The organism is Microbacterium sp. MYb64 (assembly GCF_002979495.1).
In the GTDB taxonomy this organism is placed as follows: Bacteria; Actinomycetota; Actinomycetes; order Actinomycetales; family Microbacteriaceae; genus Microbacterium; species Microbacterium azadirachtae_A.
In genome coordinates, this window is record NZ_PCOW01000031.1 from 1 (window position 1) to 18,728 (window position 18,728).

21 protein-coding genes are annotated in these 18,728 nt (G+C 70.0%); 13 read left to right on the forward strand and 8 right to left on the reverse strand.

The window, feature by feature from the left end:
* The first annotated feature begins 154 nt into the window (after positions 1 to 154).
* The 7 genes from CQ044_RS18410 to CQ044_RS18440 are packed head-to-tail and all read left to right on the forward strand — an operon-like array spanning position 155 to position 6,591.
* Positions 155 to 1,120: a MoxR family ATPase gene (locus CQ044_RS18410; protein WP_045271362.1), complete on the forward strand. Its 966-nt coding sequence runs from the start codon at positions 155 to 157 to the stop codon at positions 1,118 to 1,120.
* A gap of 32 nt (positions 1,121 to 1,152) precedes the next feature.
* A complete protein-coding gene (locus CQ044_RS18415) occupies positions 1,153 to 2,073 on the forward strand; it encodes a DUF58 domain-containing protein (protein WP_105689811.1) in 921 nt (306 codons plus the stop codon).
* Positions 2,057 to 2,560, forward strand: coding sequence for a hypothetical protein (locus CQ044_RS18420; RefSeq protein WP_105689812.1), 504 nt, complete (start codon positions 2,057 to 2,059; stop codon positions 2,558 to 2,560). Before CQ044_RS18415 ends, CQ044_RS18420 begins: the two co-directional genes overlap by 17 nt.
* Entirely contained in the window at positions 2,551 to 3,537 is a 987-nt protein-coding gene (locus CQ044_RS18425; RefSeq protein ID WP_258133369.1) for a VWA domain-containing protein, read from the forward strand. The genes CQ044_RS18420 and CQ044_RS18425 overlap by 10 nt, the downstream gene beginning before the upstream one ends.
* Complete coding sequence (locus tag CQ044_RS18430; protein WP_105689813.1) at positions 3,534 to 4,640, forward strand: VWA domain-containing protein; 1,107 nt, start codon at positions 3,534 to 3,536, stop codon at positions 4,638 to 4,640. Before CQ044_RS18425 ends, CQ044_RS18430 begins: the two co-directional genes overlap by 4 nt.
* Positions 4,637 to 5,452 carry a hypothetical protein gene (locus tag CQ044_RS18435; RefSeq protein ID WP_105689814.1) on the forward strand — a complete coding sequence of 272 codons (816 nt, stop codon included), beginning with the start codon at positions 4,637 to 4,639 and terminating at the stop codon, positions 5,450 to 5,452. Before CQ044_RS18430 ends, CQ044_RS18435 begins: the two co-directional genes overlap by 4 nt.
* Positions 5,446 to 6,591: a hypothetical protein gene (locus CQ044_RS18440; RefSeq protein WP_105689815.1), complete on the forward strand. Its 1,146-nt coding sequence runs from the start codon at positions 5,446 to 5,448 to the stop codon at positions 6,589 to 6,591. Before CQ044_RS18435 ends, CQ044_RS18440 begins: the two co-directional genes overlap by 7 nt.
* Before the next feature lie 15 nt (positions 6,592 to 6,606).
* Here the strand turns inward: CQ044_RS18440 and CQ044_RS18445 are convergent, their stop codons facing one another.
* The 6 genes from CQ044_RS18445 to CQ044_RS18470 all read right to left on the reverse strand — a co-directional run bounded on the left by CQ044_RS18445 (position 6,607) and on the right by CQ044_RS18470 (position 11,007).
* Positions 6,607 to 7,287 (reverse strand): response regulator transcription factor, encoded by a 681-nt coding sequence (locus tag CQ044_RS18445; RefSeq protein ID WP_181158385.1) that lies wholly within the window; start codon positions 7,285 to 7,287, stop codon positions 6,607 to 6,609.
* A 173-nt stretch (positions 7,288 to 7,460) separates the two neighbouring features.
* Entirely contained in the window at positions 7,461 to 8,108 is a 648-nt protein-coding gene (locus CQ044_RS18450) for a hypothetical protein (RefSeq protein ID WP_105689817.1), read from the reverse strand.
* A 34-nt stretch (positions 8,109 to 8,142) separates the two neighbouring features.
* Positions 8,143 to 9,636 carry a hypothetical protein gene (locus CQ044_RS18455; RefSeq protein ID WP_105689818.1) on the reverse strand — a complete coding sequence of 498 codons (1,494 nt, stop codon included), beginning with the start codon at positions 9,634 to 9,636 and terminating at the stop codon, positions 8,143 to 8,145.
* A gap of 10 nt (positions 9,637 to 9,646) precedes the next feature.
* Complete coding sequence (locus CQ044_RS18460) at positions 9,647 to 9,940, reverse strand: hypothetical protein (protein ID WP_105689819.1); 294 nt, start codon at positions 9,938 to 9,940, stop codon at positions 9,647 to 9,649.
* A 25-nt stretch (positions 9,941 to 9,965) separates the two neighbouring features.
* The gene (locus CQ044_RS18465; protein WP_105689820.1) at positions 9,966 to 10,745 is read right to left on the reverse strand and encodes an ABC transporter ATP-binding protein; all 780 of its coding nucleotides are present in this window, start codon (positions 10,743 to 10,745) and stop codon (positions 9,966 to 9,968) included.
* Between the two features lies 1 nt (position 10,746).
* Entirely contained in the window at positions 10,747 to 11,007 is a 261-nt protein-coding gene (locus tag CQ044_RS18470; protein ID WP_146116832.1) for a hypothetical protein, read from the reverse strand.
* A gap of 241 nt (positions 11,008 to 11,248) precedes the next feature.
* Between CQ044_RS18470 and CQ044_RS18475 the strand changes: the two genes are divergently transcribed.
* Positions 11,249 to 12,007, forward strand: a complete 759-nt coding sequence (locus CQ044_RS18475; RefSeq protein WP_181158386.1) for a Pr6Pr family membrane protein — start codon at positions 11,249 to 11,251, stop codon at positions 12,005 to 12,007.
* A gap of 210 nt (positions 12,008 to 12,217) precedes the next feature.
* On the opposite strand, the gene CQ044_RS18480 is transcribed toward CQ044_RS18475, so the two are convergent.
* Positions 12,218 to 12,805 (reverse strand): hypothetical protein, encoded by a 588-nt coding sequence (locus tag CQ044_RS18480; protein WP_105689822.1) that lies wholly within the window; start codon positions 12,803 to 12,805, stop codon positions 12,218 to 12,220.
* Between the two features lie 480 nt (positions 12,806 to 13,285).
* Here CQ044_RS18480 and CQ044_RS18485 point away from each other — a divergent pair, with 480 nt between their 5' ends.
* The 3 genes from CQ044_RS18485 to CQ044_RS18495 all read left to right on the forward strand — a co-directional run bounded on the left by CQ044_RS18485 (position 13,286) and on the right by CQ044_RS18495 (position 16,448).
* Positions 13,286 to 14,209, forward strand: coding sequence for a hypothetical protein (locus CQ044_RS18485; RefSeq protein WP_146116833.1), 924 nt, complete (start codon positions 13,286 to 13,288; stop codon positions 14,207 to 14,209).
* Positions 14,210 to 14,276: 67 nt separating this feature from the next.
* Positions 14,277 to 15,725 (forward strand): argininosuccinate synthase, encoded by a 1,449-nt coding sequence (gene argG / locus CQ044_RS18490; protein ID WP_105689824.1) that lies wholly within the window; start codon positions 14,277 to 14,279, stop codon positions 15,723 to 15,725.
* A 90-nt stretch (positions 15,726 to 15,815) separates the two neighbouring features.
* A complete protein-coding gene (locus CQ044_RS18495) occupies positions 15,816 to 16,448 on the forward strand; it encodes a SatD family protein (protein WP_105689825.1) in 633 nt (210 codons plus the stop codon).
* Between the two features lie 8 nt (positions 16,449 to 16,456).
* On the opposite strand, the gene CQ044_RS18500 is transcribed toward CQ044_RS18495, so the two are convergent.
* A complete protein-coding gene (locus tag CQ044_RS18500) occupies positions 16,457 to 17,332 on the reverse strand; it encodes a helix-turn-helix domain-containing protein (RefSeq protein ID WP_219844997.1) in 876 nt (291 codons plus the stop codon).
* Between the two features lie 152 nt (positions 17,333 to 17,484).
* On the opposite strand from CQ044_RS18500, the gene CQ044_RS18505 reads away from it, so the two are divergent.
* On the forward strand, positions 17,485 to 18,291 hold the full coding sequence (locus tag CQ044_RS18505; protein WP_105689826.1) for an MBL fold metallo-hydrolase: 807 nt from the start codon (positions 17,485 to 17,487) through the stop codon (positions 18,289 to 18,291).
* Positions 18,282 to 18,686 carry a nuclear transport factor 2 family protein gene (locus CQ044_RS18510; protein ID WP_105689827.1) on the forward strand — a complete coding sequence of 135 codons (405 nt, stop codon included), beginning with the start codon at positions 18,282 to 18,284 and terminating at the stop codon, positions 18,684 to 18,686. The genes CQ044_RS18505 and CQ044_RS18510 overlap by 10 nt, the downstream gene beginning before the upstream one ends.
* Positions 18,687 to 18,728: the final 42 nt, after the last annotated feature.

An 18,728-nucleotide genomic window follows, 5' to 3' on the forward strand; every position in this document is an offset into this window, starting at 1 on the left:
CGCGCCGCCGATGCCGCCCGCGCCGAGCATGCACCGCGAGCAGCCCATCGCGCCGCCGCCTGCGGCGAGCGCTCCGCCCGCCGCTCCGTCCGCTGAGCGCACACCCGCCCCATCCGCGCCGGGCGACGCGAAGCCCGCCCCGACCGAGGCGGAGATGGCGCGCGCCCGCCAGATCCTCGACACCGTGTCGACGGCGTACTCCGCCCGCATGGTCGGGCAGGAGCGCCTGCGCACGAGCCTGCTGCTCGCCCTCATGGCCGGCGGGCACATCCTGCTGGAGTCGGTGCCCGGTCTCGCCAAGACCACGGCGGCGAGCACCCTCGCCGACACGGTCAAGGCCGACTTCAAGCGCATCCAGTGCACGCCCGACCTGCTGCCGAGCGATATCACCGGCACGCAGATCTACGATGCGGCGAGCGGCACGTTCCGCACCGTGCTGGGCCCCGTGCACGCCAACTTCGTGCTGCTCGACGAGATCAACCGCTCGAGCGCCAAGACCCAGTCCGCGATGCTCGAGGCGATGCAGGAGCGGCAGACGACGATCGGCGGCGAGATCCACCGGGTGCCGCGCCCCTTCCTCGTGATCGCGACGCAGAACCCGATCGAGCAGGAGGGCACGTACGAACTGCCCGAGGCGCAGATGGACCGCTTCCTGCTCAAGGAGATCGTCGAGTATCCGAGCCCGGCCGACGAACTCGAGGTGCTCGCGCGCATCGACTCCGGCGCACTGGATCCCGATCGGCACGCCACCACGACGATCTCGCTCGCCGACGTCGAGCAGCTGCAGGACATCTCCTCGCGCGTCTACGTCGACCCCGCGATCCGCAACTACATCGTCTCGCTCGTCTACGTCACGCGAAACCCGGTGCCGTACATCGGCGAGACGCTCGGCGGCTACATCAAGTACGGATCCAGCCCGCGCGGATCCATCGCGTTCCTGGCGGCCTCCCGCGCGCTCGCGCTGCTCGCCGGGCGCTCGTACGTGATCCCCGAGGACGTGCGGAACCTCCGCCACCTGGTGCTCCGCCACCGCGTGCTGCTGACGTTCGAGGCCGAGGCCGAGAACGTCCGCAGCGAAGACGTCATCGACGCCGTGTTCGGCGCCGTGCCGACCCCCTGACCCCTCGACAGGCTCAGGGACCGGAGGACACCATGGCCAGCCTGCTGACGCCGGTGAAGGGCAAGCTCTTCATCGACTCGACGCGCAAGTCGACGCACGCGCTCGACGGCGCGTACGCGTCGCTGCTGCGCGGGCACAGCCTCGACTTCGATGACCTGCGCGCCTACGAGTACGGCGACCAGATCCGCGACATCGACTGGAAGGCGACGGCCCGGCTCGGCTCCCCCGTGGTGCGACGCTCGCTCGCGACCCGCATGCACACGGTGCTGTTCGCGGTCGACACCGGTCTCGCGATGACCGCGCTCGCGCACGACGAGAAGCCGAAGAAGGATCTCGCGATTCTCGCGGTCGGCGTGCTGGGACTGCTCGCACTGCGGCACGGCGACGACTTCTGCCTGGTCAGCGGCGATTCCGCCGGCGTCCGCAGGCGTGAGATCGGCCGCAGTGAGGCCGCCCTGGAGCACACCCTGCGCACGATCGACCGTACGGTCGACGCCGCCTCCGCTCCGAGCGACCGCGACGCGCTGCTTTCCTACATCGCGCGCACGATCGCCCGGCGGATGATCGTCGTCGTGGTCACCGACGACGCCCCCGTCACCGATGAGACCGAACGGCTGCTGCGGCGCCTGCGCGTGCAGCACGACGTGCTGTGGATCACGCTGCGCGACGCCGAACCCGTGCTGGAGTCGCGCCCGGCCCGTTCGACGGGCTCAGGGACCGGCCCGCAGCGCGCCCGCCGCGACGTCGCCACGCGCTGGGCGATCCCCGAATTCCTGCAGGGCGACCCGGAGCTGGCCGCCGAGCTGCACGCGGCGGACGCGGCGGACGTCGCGCATACCGAGGCGCTGCTGCGCCGGCTGGAGATCACCCACGTCCCCCTCGCCGAACAGGACGAGGCGGTCGGAGCGCTCCTGCGGATGCTGGATGCGAGGTCGCATGTCCGGCACGGATGAGCTGTACCCACCCGCCCAGTACGGGTGGGGCTGGATCCTGCTCGCGATCGGCGTGCTGGCCCTGATCGCCGGGCTGGCCTGGCTCGTCGTGGTGCTGACCCGGCCACGCCGCGCGATCGCCTTCGCCGCGCCGGCCGCGGTGCCGGCTCCCCCCACCGACGTGGCGACGGTGCTGCGCCAGGAGTACCTCGGCACGATCGCGCAGATCGAGGCGGACTACCGCGCCGGCCTCACCGACGCCCGCCGCGCCAACCTCGACCTCAGCCGCGTGGTCCGCGGCTTCGTGAACGAGTACAGCGGCATCGAGGCGCCCGTGCTCGCCCTCGACGACCTCGTGCGCTTGGGCGTGCACCCCTCGCTCATCGACGCGATCGGCCGCAACTACTACCCGAGCATCTTCCGGCGCGCCGCCCCGTCTCCTGAGCCTGTCGAAGGGGCGCTCGTCGGCGCCGACGCCGCGCGGACGGTGGTGACGACGTGGTACTAGCCAGTATCTGGATCCTCCTCGCCGTCGTCGGCGCCCTGCTTCTCGCGATCGCGCTCGGGGTGCTGCTCGGTCTGCGCCGCCGGGGCTCCGGATCCGCGACGAGCGGCGCGCCGATCGCGCGCGCCGAGCGGATCCGCTCGCTGCCGGCGTTCCAGCGCGCGGTGCGCCGGCGCCAGGCGGCGCTCGCCGGCGTCGTCGCCCTCGGCGTGCTCGCGGTCGTGCTGGGCGGCGTGGTGGCGGCGCGTCCCATCGCGCAGAAGACGATCCAGCCGGTGTCCACGAATCGCGACATCATGCTGTGCCTGGACGTCTCCGGATCCATGACCGACGTCGACAAGGAGATCGTCTCGATCTTCGACAAACTCGCCGACGGCTTCAAGGGCGAGCGCGTCGGGCTCACGATCTTCAACAGCTCCGCGGTGCAGGTCTTCCCCCTCACCGACGACTACGCCTTCATCCAGGAGCACCTGCGCAGCCTCATGAAGGGCCTCGACTACTCGACCGACATCCCGGAGCAGTGGGTCGGCACGATGAACGGGGTCGGCGCCTCGCTCATCGGCGACGGCCTCGCCTCGTGCGCCCTGCGCTTCGATCACGCCGACGAGCAGCGCGCCCGCTCGATCATCCTCGCGACGGACAACGAGCTGAACGGATCCCCGATCGTCACGCTGCAGGAGGCCGCAGACTACGCGGCCTCGAAGAAGATCCGGCTCTACACGATCAATCCGGTCGACGGCATCGACCAGCCCGACAGCAAGACCCTCGCCGATGCGGCCGCGGCGACGGGCGGCAAGGCCTACGCGCTGCGGGAGACGACGACGGTCGGCGACATCATCGCCCAGGTGCAGAAGCAGGAGGCGACCCAGCTCAAGGGGCAGGCCACCGTCATCTGGGCCGATGTGCCGCAGCTCTGGATCGCGGCGCTGATCGTGATCGCACTCGGCTTCGTCGTCCTGCTGTGGAGGGTGCGCCTGTGATCCTCCAGCCCGTCCTCGCACCGCTCCTGGTGATCCTGATCGTGCTGCCCGTGCTGGGCGCCGCGGTCTGGATGCTCGTGCGCGCCGCGCGCCATGGCCTGTCCGCCGGATCCGGCGCCGGACCCGTGATCTGGGCGCTGCGCGTCGTGCTCGTGCTCGCGTGCGGCGTGCTGCTGCTGCGCCCCGGCGTGCCGGGAGGGCACGTGCGCACCCTCGCCTCCGCGACCGACGTGGTGATCGCGATCGACACCACCGCGAGCATGGTCGCCGAGGATTGGAACGCCGGCGCCTCGACGAAGGGCGGAACCGCCGATCAGCGCATGGCCGGTGTCCGCGAGGACGTGCGCCGCATCGCCGAGACCTACCCCGGGGCTCGGTTCGCGCTCATCACGTTCGACGCGAACGCGGTGCTGCGGCTCCCGCTGACCACCGACACGGGCGCGCTCGTCTCGGCCGTCGAGGTGCTGCAGCCCGAGGTGACCCGGCAGTCCAAGGGCAGCTCGATCGGCATCGCGAACGCGCTGCTCACGCAGACCCTGCAGAACGCGCAGAAGGCCTCGCCGGATCGGGCGCGGATGGTGTTCTACCTGGGCGACGGCGAGCAGACGGTCTCCACCGAGCCGGAGCCGTTCGACAGCGCGAAGAAGCTGATCTCCGGGGGCGGGGTGCTCGGCTACGGCACCGACAAGGGCGGCCCGATGCGCGAGACGACCGGCGCGGTCGGCCCTTCGACGGGCTCGGGGACCGGTTCTGCAGGCACCGGGCAGTACATCCAGTACCAGGGCTCCGACGCCCTCAGCCGCATAGACGAGAAGAACCTGCAACGGATCGCGGCCGAGTTCGGCGTGACGTACGAGCACCGCGCGGCCGACGCGAAGATCACGCTGCCTCCCGCGCCGAAATCGACCACGGCCTACCGCGAGGACGATCCGCTCACCCAGCCCACCGATCTCAGCTGGATCGTGGCGCTCGTGATCGTCGCGCTGCTGTGCGCAGAGATCGCCCGCGCGACGATGTTGATCGTGCGGATGCGCGGGCTCTCGGTCCCTGAGCGAGCGAAGCGAGACGAAGGGCGGCCGACCTCGCCGGGAGGTGACGCATGACGACCACCACACCACCGGTCCCTGAGCGAGCGAAGCGAGACGAAGGGCGCGAAGGGGCCGAAGCCGCGCACGCGCTGCTCGCCGCGAACCGGCGTCGCCGTGTCGTGCGCCGGTGGATCGCGTGGGGCTCGCTGCCGCTGCTGCTCGTCGCCGCCCTCTTCGTCGGCAAGGTCGTGAGCCTGTACGCCTTCGCCTACCAGTCGATCGTCTCGTACGTAGCGGGCGACTACACCGGATCCGTGAGCGCTGCCGAGGGCCTGAACCCGGCGAACTGGTTCGAGCCGTACAAGGCCCCCTTCGACCAGGGCGTGGGCCTCGCCGAGTCCGGAAAGCTCGCGGCCGGGCAGAAGAAGTTCGAGGAGTCGCTGAAGCTCGCGCACGGGCTCGAGGTCTGCGCCGTACGATTCAACCTCGCCCTGGTGCTCGAGCGCGAGGGCGATGCGGCGGCCGACGCGCAGCAGCACGCCACGGCGCTCGAGTTCTACGCGCAGGCGCTTCAGGTGAACGCGGACCGGCCGAAGGAGTGCGACAGCGCCCAGGCGCAGGAGCAGTCTCCGGATCCGCAGCGCGACATGAGCCAGTCGAACAAGGACCAGCAGGACAGGCTGCAGCAGAAGCAGCAGGACCAGCAACAGCAGCAGCAGAACCCCGATCCGCAGCAGCAGGATCCGCAGAACCCGCAGCCGAAGCCCGACCAGGGCAAGCTCGACGAGCTGCAGCAGAAGCTGCAGCAGGGGGAGCGGGACCGCCAGCAGAACCAGCAGAGCGACCAGGGAGACGGCGGCAGCAGCGGGACGGACAGGCCATGGTAGAGCGCAACGATCCGCCCCGGTACGTGTCGGATTCCGCCGGCGCCCCTCCCGTCCCGCCGCCCGGCGGCTACCGCGGTGCCCGCCGGGCCCTGCTCGGCACGGCCGTCCCGCTCGCGCCCTCGGCCGCCCCGTCGGGGCCGTCGAGCACCGACTCCCCCGGCGACCGAGACGAAGCGCGGCGCCCGGGCGAGCCCACCCCGCTCCCGACCAGGAAGAGCCCGCTCGGCTGGATCGCCCTGTGCGCCGCGATCGGGTTCGCGGTGCTCATGGTGATCCTGCTCGCCATCGGCGCGGCCGACGCCTTCTTCGGGGCGACCATGCTCGTGCTCCAGCTCGTGGTGCTGGGCCTCGCGATCGCCGCGCTGGCGACGAAGGCCGGGCGCGTGCTGGGCGCCGTCGCGCTCACGATCGCGCTCGTCCTGAACGTCGGGACGATGGGAGCCCTGAGCGCGATCCGCGTCGCCGCGACCGGATCCTACGACGGTCACAAGACCGACAAGCAGAAGCTCTGGGAGGCCTACCCGGGGATCAAGGACCAGGATCCGAGCCGGTATCTGCACCAGCAGTCCCTCGAGCAGCTGCAGCTGCTGGCAGACGAGACCATGGCGGATGTGCGCGCTCGACTGACCGCGGCCTACGGCCTGCAGTGGGTGAAGTCCGCCGACGCGCAGGAGCGTCCGGAGCGCAACGGCTACGGCGGCGAGTCGATGCTGGTGCGGTTCACCTCCGACACCTGGGCGACGACGACGCCGGTGACCGGCTACGCGCACAAGCTCGAGGTCATGCAGACCATCGAGTCGGTCATCACGCAGCACGGCTGGCGGGGCATGGTCGCGTTCAACGACCCCGGCAGCGGCGTGGATCCCGCGATGATCTCGAAGATGTACGGAGGCGCCACCCCGGAATCCCAGGTGGATTGGGAGTGGTTCAGCGACGACCAGCCGGATCCCGGCTGGTTCTACGCCGACATCACCGACCTCGCGAACGACACGACCGGCGAGTACCGCACCTCGCGGGAGCAGACCGCGCAGCGCACGGGCGAACCGCTCGAGGGCCTGCGGCTCACGGTCGTCGGGCGCTACATGCTGAGCGAGAAGAAGGTCGACGACTTCACCAAGGCGCTGACCCGCTACCCCTGAGCCTGAGACGACGTCTCAGCGAGGGCCCTCTGAGCACTCGGCGCCGTCACCGGGATCCGCAGCCGTGACGTGCAGCCGGCCGATCGCCCGCAGCACCACCTGGAGCCGGTCGCGCACGCTCCACTTGACCATGACCCTGCCGAGGTGGGTCTTCACCGTCCCCTCGGAGACGTGCAGCGCTGCCGCGATCTCGCGGTTGGTCATCCCCGTGCTCAGCAGCCGGACGATGTCGCGCTCGCGCGGTGCGAGCGATTCCGCGTCCTGCAGGTGCGCGGCTGCCCGGTTGACCGGACAGCGGGCGACGTGCGCCACGAGCAGATCCATCATCCCGCGGGAGACGAAGATCCGCCCGCCCGCGACCTCGGTGACGGCGGTGACGAACTCATCGGCATCGGCGTCGCGCCCGACGATCCCCCGGACGCCGGCATCGAGCAGGGCGGGAACGACATCAAAGCTCTCACTCGTCGTGAGGACGATGACCGAGGCTTTCCGCTCTCCCGCCGTGAACGCGGCGATCGGGCCGGGATCGAGCGGTCCGGCGCCGGAGAGGTCGTAGACGACTGCGGAGGGTCGATCCGGGTTCCCTGCGGTGACGTCCTCGAACGACTTCGCCGCCGAGACGTCGAACACGCCCTTCTCGCACAGGAGCGTCGAGAGCGCTGCGGCGAGCAGGGTGTCCGCGGACACGATCGTCACGCACGGCGCCGCCATCGGCCCCTCCGGGCGCGCGCCCGCAACGGCTCCCTCTCGTTTCTGGACACCGGTCACTAATACCCCCTGCCCTACTGTAGCGCGTGCCGTCTGATATATTGCGAGTCCCCTGTCCCCTCTTCGGGGGACAACCGGATCCGTGGTCGATCCGGCCGACCTCACGCCGTGGTCGCGGAGTCGCGGCGCGCGAGTTCCCGCAGGGCCGCACCGTCGCCGACAGGGATGACGAGTCCGACGACATGCCCGAGCGCGACGAGAGTCGTGAGGATCACCAGCGCCGGGGCCTGCACGAAGAGGAACCACAGCGGCAGCGCCGCGACGACCGGGGCCAAGGAACCCGCGACGATGACGGCGGCGTCGCGCGCCCTCGCGCCGGCCAGGCGGACGAGCCGGCAGGACGCCCCTCGAACCACCAGGACCGCGGGCGCTCGCCGGCCGATCAGGATCCGGTACGCGAGGACGTGCCCGAGCTCGTGCACCAGCACCGAACAGAGCAACACGAGCCCCATGATCGACACGGCGGCCAGACCCAGGTACCCGGTCGCGATGCCGATCACGAGAGCGCCGCCGAGGGCTCCGAGGAGCAGGCCCATCCCCGCGCCGAAGTGCCCCAGACTCGCGAGAGCCGCCGCGACGATGCCCGCAGGAAGGGCTTTCGCCCCCGTCGTGAACCAGGGCGGCATCCGCCACGACCGAGTGCCGACGGAGACGAGAAGTTCGTCGCTGCACAGCCCGGAGGACGCGGCCTCGGGTGAGGACGCCTCCACGCGCAGCCCGAGCTCCGGGCACTCCAGACGCCCGTCCACGAGGAGGACTCCCGTACGGCGGACCCGGCGGATCCTATGCACGACCGGGCTCGCGAGAGGCGTGGCGTGCGGCGACCACGGCGAACAGCCCGGCGAAGACGATCACGACCGCCACGAACAGCAGTCGATCGGTCCCCGGCGCCGCACTCCTGGTCGTCCAGCCGACCGCCAGCGTCGAGGACATGTAGAGCAGTGCCAGCAGGAACCCGCCCACCGTGGCCGAGAGCGGCTGATCCTCGCTGTAGGGAACGACGGCGCCGCAGAGCAGCGCGGCCACGAGCCCGAGCAGGCAGCGCAGCAGCACATCCGGCAGCTGCGCGACAGGGATCAGCCCGGTCGCCAGCACCGCGACGAGCACCGGCATGGCGAGGAAGGATCCTGCGATCGCCGCGGCGAGCGCCTTCGGCCACCGCCACGGCGCGCCGGACCCCGCGGCGAGGGTCGGAACCCAGTGCACCGACACGGTCCGGCCCACGGATTGCACGGCCAGCACGAAGGGCAGCACCGGAAGAGCACCGGCCAGCGCGGGCACGATCAGCATGGCCGCCGGCACCTGCCGGAGGGCGGCGACCGCGACCACTCCCAGCGGAAGCAGCAGGGCCGTGACGAGGAACTGCGGATTCCGGACGGCGACGAGGAGTTCGAGCCACAGCCGGCCGAACCACGGGTTCCTCGCGAGCGGGCGGGATCCGCGCAGCAGGGGCGCACCCGCGCGCGTTCCCTCGGGGCTGCGCTGACGGGAGCCGACCCAGAGCACGAGTGCGGCGAGCAGCATCCAGACGGCAGCCCCGGCCGCGGATCCGGCATCGAACGAGACCGCTGCTCGGGCGAAGGTCCGTGAGGGCAGGAGCTCGGCCGGCGACCATCCCGCGGCGCCGGCGGACGGCGGCGCGAGGATGTCCGGCGCGGTCGCGGCGAGCACCGCGGCGACCGCGAGCACTCCCGCGAACGTCGAGGCGTAGGTTGCGGGCAGCCGCACCCCCGCGCGACCGGCGGTCTGCAGCAGCGAGAAGAGCCCGACCGTCAGCAGGAGCACGGCCATCAGGAGGAGTGCGTACGCGAGGAGCCCGAGCACGATCCCGCCCGCGCCGGGACTCGTGCGCACGATCACCACGACCGAGGTGCTGGTGAGCGCGGCGCTGTACAGCAGGCCGGCGCCGAGCACCGGCGCGAGCTGGCCGATCCTGGCCTCTGCACGGCTGACGGGGAGCAGATCCAAGAGGTTCTGCAGCGCCGTGCGCGCGGGCGCCGACACGCACAGCACCACGGCCACCAGCCCCGCGGTCAGTGCGGCCGCGGCGAAGGATGTGCGCACCAGGGAGGACCGGAGTTCCTCGGGCACCTCCGCGGTCAGCTGCTGCCCGGCGACCACGGCCAGCGCGAGCCCGAACAGGGCGGCGACGACACCGCCTGTCGCCGCCCCGATCCGCACCGTGCGCGTGGTGGTCCCGAGGAGTCGGGCGACCTCCCTCGTCCACAGCACGAGCGAGGCTGCGCCGACCGCGGCGATGCGGCGGAGGCCGTTCATCCGGCCGCCGTCACTCGGCGACGCGGGCTCGACGCGGGCGACGCCCGACGAGCATTCGCACGATGACGTACACGACCGCGATGGCGGCGCCCGCGACGACCATCCCGACGGCATCCGGCACGAAGTTCAGAGCCACGGCGCCGTTCTCGGTCGACCTCCAGATGCGGATGATCCCGGGGATCACGACGTCCCTGTTGGTGAAGAACGCCATCACCAGGGCGCCGACGAGGGCGAAGAAGACGGTGCACACGCCGATGGTGCCGCCGGCGAGGCAGTGCAGGAGGAATCGGATACCCGTGGTCATGGGGGCCTCTCGTTCGAAATGGATGTCAGGTGAAGATCGTGGCGATCCGCTCGGCCCGTCGTTCGGCGTCGTCCCGGCGTCCGGTGACGTGCAGGAAGACGTCCTCGAGCGAGTGGCAGGCGGGCGCGTCCGCGATCAGGCGGGCGGGCGATCCGGTCGCGACGATCCGACCGCGATCGATGATGGTGACCTCGTCGCAGTCCCGTTCCGCGCGGATCATGTCGTGTGTGGCGACGAGCACGGCGCGTCCCCCTCGCGCGTAGGCGAGGAGGAGGCGCCGCACCGCCGCGGCCGCGTCGGGATCGAGACCGCGGAACGGCTCGTCGAGCAGGAGCAGGGAGGGCTCGTGCATGACGGCCGCGATGAGCTGCAGCTTGCGCTGCATCCCATGGGAGTACTCCGCGACCGCGGACGGGAGATCGGCGTCGATCCCCAGCGCCTCGGCGAGCGCGAGGGCACGTCCCTCGTCGTCCCTGCCGCGCATCGCATCGTGGAAGCGGAGGTACTCGCGCCCGGTCAGCACGCCGGGGAGCGGAAGATCGTCGGGCGCGAACCCCAGTTCGCGCCGGCTCCTCTTGTCCCCGACATCGACCCCTGCGATGCGGACGCTTCCCCGGCTGGGCGACACGAGGCCGGCGACGATGTGGAGGGCGGTGGTCTTGCCGGAGCCGTTCGGGCCGAGCACACCGTGGATGCGCCCCGACGGCAGCGTGAACGACACGTCGTGGAGCACGGTCTTCGCCCCGTAGCTCTTGGTGAGCGCCTGCGCGCTCAGCACCGCCATCCCCATCGTCTGCACCGTCACCCTAGGAGCGGCAGTACATCTTCCAGGTGCCGCCCCTCTCCCAGGCGGGCATGTCCACGGCCGGCCATCCGCCCTGGCTCCGGCAGTAGATGAACCACGCGGTGAAGAGCCCGAGGGCGATGACCACGGCGATCGCGATCGCGATGATCCACCAGAAGCCGTCCTGACGGACCGTCAGCGAATCGCTGATCCGCTCCCGGCCCCTCTCGATCGCGCTGGCCAGGTTGTTCTGCATCGACACGGTCGCAGCTGTCAAAGACATGCGGCCTCCTTCTCTCGTACGTGCTCGGATCCCTGACCGGTCGGATCCGATCCGGGAGTGCTCCGATGCTAGGAAGGGGCGCGATGCGGGCGCGTCTGCCTTTCGTCTCGACCTGGCGCACCGTTCGCCCACGTCCTGCGCGACCACCATCCAGGCCCGGCGGCCCTCTGGGTCCTGGCGGTCGCACCGACCGTCTCCGCACGCTCTTCTGCTCGGGCAGGCGCGCCGATATCTTCGAGGAATGCACACGTCTCTGCCGGAGCAGACCCTGACCCGCCCCGCCCGTTTCGCGATCGGCACGAGGACGTGGTCGATCGTGCGCCTCGTCGGAGCGCTCGCGATCCTCGCCGCGGTCGCGCACCAGCTCATCGTGACCCTGGGCATCGCACTGCAGGCGACCACTCCTTACGGCTCCCATGTGCCGACCGTCGTGGCGAACTTCCTCAGCTTCTTCACGATCGAATCGAACGTGCTGTCCGCGGTGGCGCTGATCCTCGCCGCGATCTGGGGGCTGCGCATCGCCCCCTCCGCGACGGGATCTGGGGACGACGCGGTCGAGCCGCGCGGGCTGGCGATCCTGCTCGCCTGCACCTCGACCTACATGATCGTCACGGGCATCGTTTACAACACGCTGCTGCGCGGCATCGAGCTGCCGCAGGGCTCCACGGTGGCGTGGGCGAACGAGATGATGCACGTCGTCGGGCCGCTCTTCCTGCTCGCCGACGTGCTGCTCGCCCCGCGTCGGCGCTGCCTCGGCTGGGGTGTGCTGGGCGCCATCGCCGCATTCCCGATCGTCTGGGCCGTGTACACGCTGATCCGCGCGAACCTCGTGATCAGCCCTCGCACGGGCGAGACCGGCTGGTACCCCTACCCGTTCCTGGATCCCCGACTCGTCCCCGGCGAGTACCTCGGCGTCGCCGGCTACATCGTCGGGATCGCCGTCGCGATCCTCGTCGTGGGCGCGGGCGTGATCTGGGTCTCCCGCAAGCGCGGGAGCTGAGTGGAGCCGACCCTCCCTGCGGACCGGCTCCACCGGGCACCACGCGCTATGAGCCCTCATCGAGAGGATTGGAGTCTGGGCTCACGATCCCGCTCACCTCACATGCGAACCTCTCTCCCGCGCGCGACGGGGAGGGGTAGCGCACGGGAGAGAGGCGCCTCTTTCTTCAGCGCTATGCCACTTTTCGTACCGTGAAGGGACTCGCTCGAGTTAGGCCACGACGAAGATCTGACCCGACTGATGTACGCCGCCGTTGTTTCCCGTATTGGTCTCGCCACCCGTCACTTCGAGGTTCATCTGGAACGCGTAGGACGTGTTCACTGGGCCCGCAACGACATGAGCCCACCTGAAGTCGTATTGCCCGACGGGCACCGGCGCCATGAGGAACGTGTAGTAGTCACGTCCTCCTTGCTGGAACGTATTCGCAAGCGTCCATCCGGCGGTCGCCCCAGAGTTCGGGAGCGCCAGTGTTGCAGCCGGGTTGTTGTTGGCTGAAGGCACGCTCACGGTGATCTGCACGCTCGGCGCCGGCGAGGGCCCAGCGCTCTGGAAGATCAGGTCCGCCCACGGCGTCTGACCACGCGCCACCTGAGTGGTGTTCGCGGTCGGACCGGACACGTACACGAGATCGAAACGGGCGACCGATGCGGTCGCGAGGGGCGCTGCCGCCGCTGCAGCGATCACGGGAACACTCCACGCGGCACCTTTCACAATGGTGCGCCGGCTGATGCGCGAGGGGACCCTCACGCTCCTGCCCGTCGCCTCTGCTCTGGCCGCGTATGCCTCTTCGCTCGTCATTCCTGTCTCCCCTTTGCTGACGGGCGCGATCGCCTCGTCCCGCAGAAGACATTCGCATGCGACCGGTCACGCGCCACTCGATCCGGAGGAAATGGCGGGCATTCGGTCATTTTCTGGACGGCTCGATGCCCACCACACGACCGCCCGTAGGGTTCTGTGGGTTGCTCGTCCTGCCCTCGCTGGGAGCCGGACGGCCTTGGGGGCGGCGTCACGGACACACGGCTGTTGGGGCGGGAGCAATTCACTGCTACCGACTAACAAGAGGCCCGTATGACCGTCCGGCACGAGATCTCAAGAGAACTTCGAGCAGCGGCCCATCGACGCGCGAGACGACGCCGGCGCCACGCTCGTCGCTACTACGAGGGGCGAAGTCCGTTCATGCGGGCTTCTCGAATCGTTGCTGGCGTGTTTGTTGGGGCCGGCCTCATACTGGCTGTCTATGCGTTCTTCTTCTACTCCTAGACCTTCTCGAAGGCCTCGGTGACCCCGGAGACGAGCCGCGGGGCACGGCGCAAGAATCACGAACGGGAACGTCCTGACACCCTGAGAATGGGTGAAGAAGCGGCGGAGCAGTGCGATGACTTCGGCTGGACGCCGACGGGCATCATCGATCCCACGCTGTTCGCGAAGGTGTCTCAACAACCCGGCTACGGGGTGGGGCGAGCATGGTCGGCGAAAGCGACCTACGATCTCTCTCGCGCGCCGAAACGCATCTATCTCGTGCATACGGTGGAGGGCGGCTTCGACTTCACCGTCGACGGCGAAACCGTCACAACTCGAGCAGGACAACTCGTCCTGCTCGATGGTGACGCACCCACCTCTGCCCGCACTCGCGCCGCGACCGCCCGTTTCGTCTGGCACCTCACGCCGACGTTCCTCAGCCCGCGAAGCCATCGGTTCCGATTCCACGAGCCGCTGTCCGTCGACAACGGCACCATGCAAGGCCTCATGGCGCTCACGAACGCGACTCTCCGCCACCCCGAGGCGGCACCGGCGAGCACGCACGTCGGTCATGCGCTGGAGCACTTGATCGCAGGCGCTCTGGAAGAAGCCGGAACGCTGTCGGGCACAGCCGATGCTGTGCACCGGGATGATCTCTTCACCGCCGCGCAGGGCGTGATCGAGTCGCGCTTCCGGGACCCGGCGTTCGACGTCAACCGGCTCGCCCGGGAGCTCTCCAGCACCGCCCGGCACGTCCACGCGGCCTTCCGTACGTTCGGAACCACCCCTCGCCGACAGATCGAAGAGCGCCGCATCGCCGAGTTCGAGCGCCTCACCCCGCAGATACTCACCCTCACCCAGGTCGTCGAGCGATCGGGATTCAGTTCGATCCGTCAGTACACGCGGGCCGCTGCACGTCACGCCGCGCCGCAGCACGATCGGGCGGACGAACGGGGCGCCTGATCCGGGCCCTCAAGGCCGACATCCACCCCGTCGAAACCCGCGAAACGCCGCCGATAGACTGGATCCCATGTCCAAGGTCCTCCAGTCCCTGCCCGTCGGCGAGCGCGTCGGCATCGCCTTCTCGGGAGGCCTCGACACCTCCGTGGCCGTCGCGTGGATGCGCGACAAGGGTGCTGTGCCCTACACGTATACCGGCGACCTCGGTCAGCCCGACGAGGACGACATCGCGTCGATCCCCGGGCGCGCGCTGGAGTACGGCGCCGAGGACTCGCGCCTCATCGACTGCAAAACCGCGCTCGTCGAGGAGGGCTTCGTCGCCCTGTCCTGTGGCGCGTTCCACATCCGCTCGGGCGGCAAGACCTACTTCAACACGACGCCGATCGGCCGCGCCGTCACCGGCACGCTGCTGGTGCGCGCCATGAAGGAGGACGGCGTCGACATCTGGGGCGACGGCTCCACCTACAAGGGCAACGACATCGAGCGGTTCTACCGCTACGGCCTGCTGGCCAACCCGCGCCTGCGCATCTACAAGCCCTGGCTCGACGCCGACTTCGTCACCGAGCTCGGCGGGCGCCAGGAGATGAGCGAGTGGCTCGTCGCTCACGGCTTCCCCTACCGCGACTCCGCGGAGAAGGCGTACTCGACCGACGCCAACATCTGGGGCGCCACGCACGAGGCGAAGACCCTCGAGCACCTGGACGTGTCGCTCGAGACGGTCGACCCGATCATGGGCGTGAAGTACTGGGACCCCTCCGTCGCGATCGAGTCCGAGGACGTCACGGTGACCTTCGCCGGCGGTCGCCCCGTCGCGCTCAACGGCGTGGAATTCACGGATCCGGTGGAGCTCGTCTTCGAGGCGAACCGCATCGGCGGCCGGCACGGCCTGGGCATGAGCGACCAGATCGAGAACCGGATCATCGAGGCGAAGTCGCGCGGCATCTACGAGGCCCCCGGCATGGCGCTGCTCTTCATCGCCTACGAGCGCCTCGTCAACGGCATCCTCAACGAGGACACTCTCGCGACGTACCACGAGCAGGGCCGGCGCCTGGGGCGCCTCATGTACGAGGGCCGCTGGCTCGAGCCGCAGTCGCTCATGCTGCGCGAGTCCATCCAGCGCTGGGTCGGATCCACGATCTCGGGCACCGTCACGATCCGCCTGCGCCGCGGCGACGACTGGACGATCCTCGACACCGTCTCCCCCAACCTCTCGTACGGCCCGGAGAAGCTGTCGATGGAGCGCGTCGGCGACGCCGCCTTCGGTCCGGTCGACCGGATCGGCCAGCTCACGATGCGCAACCTCGACATCGCCGACTCCCGTGCGCGCCTCGAGCAGTACGCGGGCCTCGGCCTCGTCGGCGGTGCGACGGGCGAGCTCGTCGGCCGCGTGACGGCGGGCGAGTCCGGCGAGATCGCGGCCGCGGTCGAGGGCACGACCCTCGCCGACACCGAGGAGGCCCTGGCCGACGCGGTGGACGCGGCGAACGAGGGCGCCGCGTTCGACTCCGGCACGGACTGAGCGTGGAGGGCGCATCAGCCCTCCCCGAATGGATCCGAAGAAAAAGCAAAAGACTTATCTTCATCAAAAATCAGTGATAAGCTTTTGCCCATGATCGCCGTGATCCTCGACATCGTCGGCTCCCGCAGCCTCGACGACCGCTCGGACGCCCAGCACGCACTCGATGACGCGATCGCGCGCGTCGAGGCCGACAGGCCTCTCGCCGCGAGCCCGCTCCGACCCACCGTGGGAGACGAGCAGCAGGGACTCTACCTCACGCTCGATAGAGCGCTCGCAGCGCTGACCCTGCTGCGGCTCGCGCTGCCGGAGGCGGTCGACTGCCGCTTCGGCGTGGGCATCGGCCCCGTCGAGGAGATACCCACTGCCGCGGGGGGCCTCCCGGAGGGGCCGGGCTGGTGGGCCGCGCGGGCAGCGATCGAACACACGCACGCCCTCCAGCGCCGCACCGTGCCCGGCGCGCGCACCTGGGTGATCGCCCACGAGGCCGAGCCCGAGGCGACGCACCTCCTCGCCCGCCAGGCCAATATCGCGCTGCTGACCCGCGACCAGCTCATCACCGATATGAGCCCCCGCACCCGGCGGCTCACCTACGGCCGCCACCTGGGCATCATGCAGCGCGAGCTCGCCGCTGCGGAGGGCGTCACCCAGCCCGCGGTCTCGCAGGCGCTCGCCTCATCCGGGGCGGGCGCCGTGCTCGAGGGACTCCGGCTGCTCCTGGCCTGAGCGCCCACTCAGGGACCGCGTGTCTCTTCGCGTTCGCCACCCCGGAACGCTCCTGGCGTGGTTCCTGTGCGGTGGCGGAAGTACTTCGAGAAGTTCGCGGGATCGTCGAAGCCGAGCCGTGCGGCGATCGCGGCGACCGCGATCTGTTCATGGGCCAGGAGGCGTTTCGCCTCGAGGATCACGCGACGGTCGATGAGACCCTTCGCGCTGGTTCCCGCGTGCGCCCGCGCGAGCCGGTTGAGCGTGCGCTCCGAATAGCCGAGGCGCCGCGCATACCAGGCCGTCGTGCGATGCTCCGCGAAGCTGCGCTCGACCTCGTCGAAGAACCAGTGGAACGCCTCCGGTGGCTCCGCCTCCGGCACGGCGCGAGTCGTTGTCGAACCGGCGAGGGCGAGCAACGCCGCTGCGAGCGTGTGCCTCGCGGCGTGGGTCAGCGCCTGCGGGGCGATCGCCGGGGTGCCAGGAGCTTCCGTCGCGAGTGCGGTGAGACCTGCGAGCAGGACGGCGAACGCCCCACCCCCTGTCGTCGCGCCCGGCCAGTGGTTCTGGGAGAACCCGCCGAGGGATCGGAGCAGCGCGACGGTCTCGGGGGGGAGGGCGATGGGACTGAACATGACGACAGCCCCTTCGAGGAGACGCATGTCTCCCCAGAGCTGCACCTGCCCGAGATGCACCCAGAGGACGTCGCCGGCGGAGAGCGCGTATCGGGCGAAATCGACCTCGTGCGTGCTTTCGCCTCGGTCGATCGCGAGCAGCAGTTCGAAATCGGGTCGTTGCAGGGCGGCGAACTCGGCAAGCCCCGCACGGGTACGGATCCGGTCGATCGTGGTCACCTCGATCGACGAGCGCTGCGCATCCGCAGGGCAGTAGGGGATCCGCCTCACCCCCGATGTCCGAAATTCACCACGTTCTGTCCCGGTTGGACCGTGTTCTCCGCCCGCCATGAGCATAGTTTTACACCAACGAGGGTGACAGGTCCCAGACATTCGCCGTCACCCGTCCTCCACTCGAAGAGAAAGTTCCGCAGAGAAACGACATGACCGAGCTCACCATCACCGTCCTGGACGCACCGGCGTCGTCCCTGCACAAGACGAGCGTGCTCGTCACCGGAGAGACCGAGGCGGTACTCGTCGACGCGGGGTTCACTCGCGCCGATGGGCACCGGATCACCGCGGCGATCCTCGACGCCGGCAAGACTCTGACCACTGTTCTCGTGACCGGCGGCGATCCCGACTTCTACTTCGGCGCCGAGGTCATCGCTGACGCGTTCCCCGAGGCCCGGTTCCTCGCTCCGAGCGACGTGATCGAGCACATCCGGCACAGCTACGAGGGCAAGCTGCGGGCCTGGGCGCACCTGGGCGCGAACCTGCCCACCCGGCTCGTCGAGCTGACCGCGTTCGACGGCGGCGAGATCGCCATCGACGATCGCAGCGTCGAGCTGCGCAGCGCCGGCGACGACCTCGGCGATCGCCGCTGGTTCGTCTACGACGCCGCGCAGCGCGCGATCTTCGGCGGGATCCTGCTGTTCGAAGGCCTGCACGCGTGGACCGCCGACACCGGGACCTCCGAAGCCCGCAGCCGCTGGCTCCGCGCGCTCGACGCATTCGAGTCGCTGGACCCGTCCTTCGTCGTCGCCGGTCACCGCGTCGCGGATGCGCCGACCGACCGCACCGCGATCGAGTACACCCGCGCGTATCTGAAGCGCTTCGAGGACATCGTCGCCGCGTCCGTCGACGCTGCAGCAGCCGAGCAGACACTGCTCGCCGAGTACCCCGAAGCCGGGTTGCAGATCGCCGCGTCGCTCGGCACCAAGGTCGCGAAGGGAGAGATGTCATGGGGCTGAACGAGTCGACCGAACCCGCGGACGTCGTCCGCAGGCAGTACCTCGCGTCGGCCGCGGGTGATCTCGCGGCCCTGCGTGCGACGCTTGCTCCCGACGTGGAGTGGACCGAGATGGCGGGCTTCCCGCTCGCCGGCACCTACCGCACTCCGGAAGGCGTCACCGCGAATGTGATGGAGGTGCTGGGACGGGACTGGACGGGCTGGACCGCGCACGACGACACCTACGTCGTCGACGGCGAGAACGTCGTCGTGCTCGCCCGCTACACGGCCCGCAACAACGCGACCGGCAAGGACCTGAACGTGCGGGTGGCTCACCACTTCGTGGTGCGGGGCGGACTGATCGTGCGCTTCGAGCAGTTCGTCGACACCGCCCTCGTCCGCGACGCGATGGGCTGAGCCTCAGCCGTCTCCGGCGTGGAGAGCGTCTCGTCGCTCTCC

Coding starts and splice junctions, on each gene's coding strand:
- CQ044_RS18410 (WP_045271362.1), top strand. CDS start 155: ATGGCGCGCGCCCGCCAGATCCTCGACACCGTGTCGACGGCGTACTCC.
- CQ044_RS18415 (WP_105689811.1), top strand. CDS start 1,153: ATGGCCAGCCTGCTGACGCCGGTGAAGGGCAAGCTCTTCATCGACTCG.
- CQ044_RS18420 (WP_105689812.1), top strand. CDS start 2,057: ATGTCCGGCACGGATGAGCTGTACCCACCCGCCCAGTACGGGTGGGGC.
- CQ044_RS18435 (WP_105689814.1), top strand. CDS start 4,637: ATGACGACCACCACACCACCGGTCCCTGAGCGAGCGAAGCGAGACGAA.
- CQ044_RS18440 (WP_105689815.1), top strand. CDS start 5,446: ATGGTAGAGCGCAACGATCCGCCCCGGTACGTGTCGGATTCCGCCGGC.
- CQ044_RS18455 (WP_105689818.1), bottom strand. CDS start 9,636: ATGAACGGCCTCCGCCGCATCGCCGCGGTCGGCGCAGCCTCGCTCGTG.
- CQ044_RS18460 (WP_105689819.1), bottom strand. CDS start 9,940: ATGACCACGGGTATCCGATTCCTCCTGCACTGCCTCGCCGGCGGCACC.
- CQ044_RS18470 (WP_146116832.1), bottom strand. CDS start 11,007: ATGTCTTTGACAGCTGCGACCGTGTCGATGCAGAACAACCTGGCCAGC.
- CQ044_RS18475 (WP_181158386.1), top strand. CDS start 11,249: ATGCACACGTCTCTGCCGGAGCAGACCCTGACCCGCCCCGCCCGTTTC.
- CQ044_RS18480 (WP_105689822.1), bottom strand. CDS start 12,805: ATGACGAGCGAAGAGGCATACGCGGCCAGAGCAGAGGCGACGGGCAGG.
- argG (WP_105689824.1), top strand. CDS start 14,277: ATGTCCAAGGTCCTCCAGTCCCTGCCCGTCGGCGAGCGCGTCGGCATC.
- CQ044_RS18495 (WP_105689825.1), top strand. CDS start 15,816: ATGATCGCCGTGATCCTCGACATCGTCGGCTCCCGCAGCCTCGACGAC.
- CQ044_RS18505 (WP_105689826.1), top strand. CDS start 17,485: ATGACCGAGCTCACCATCACCGTCCTGGACGCACCGGCGTCGTCCCTG.
- CQ044_RS18510 (WP_105689827.1), top strand. CDS start 18,282: ATGGGGCTGAACGAGTCGACCGAACCCGCGGACGTCGTCCGCAGGCAG.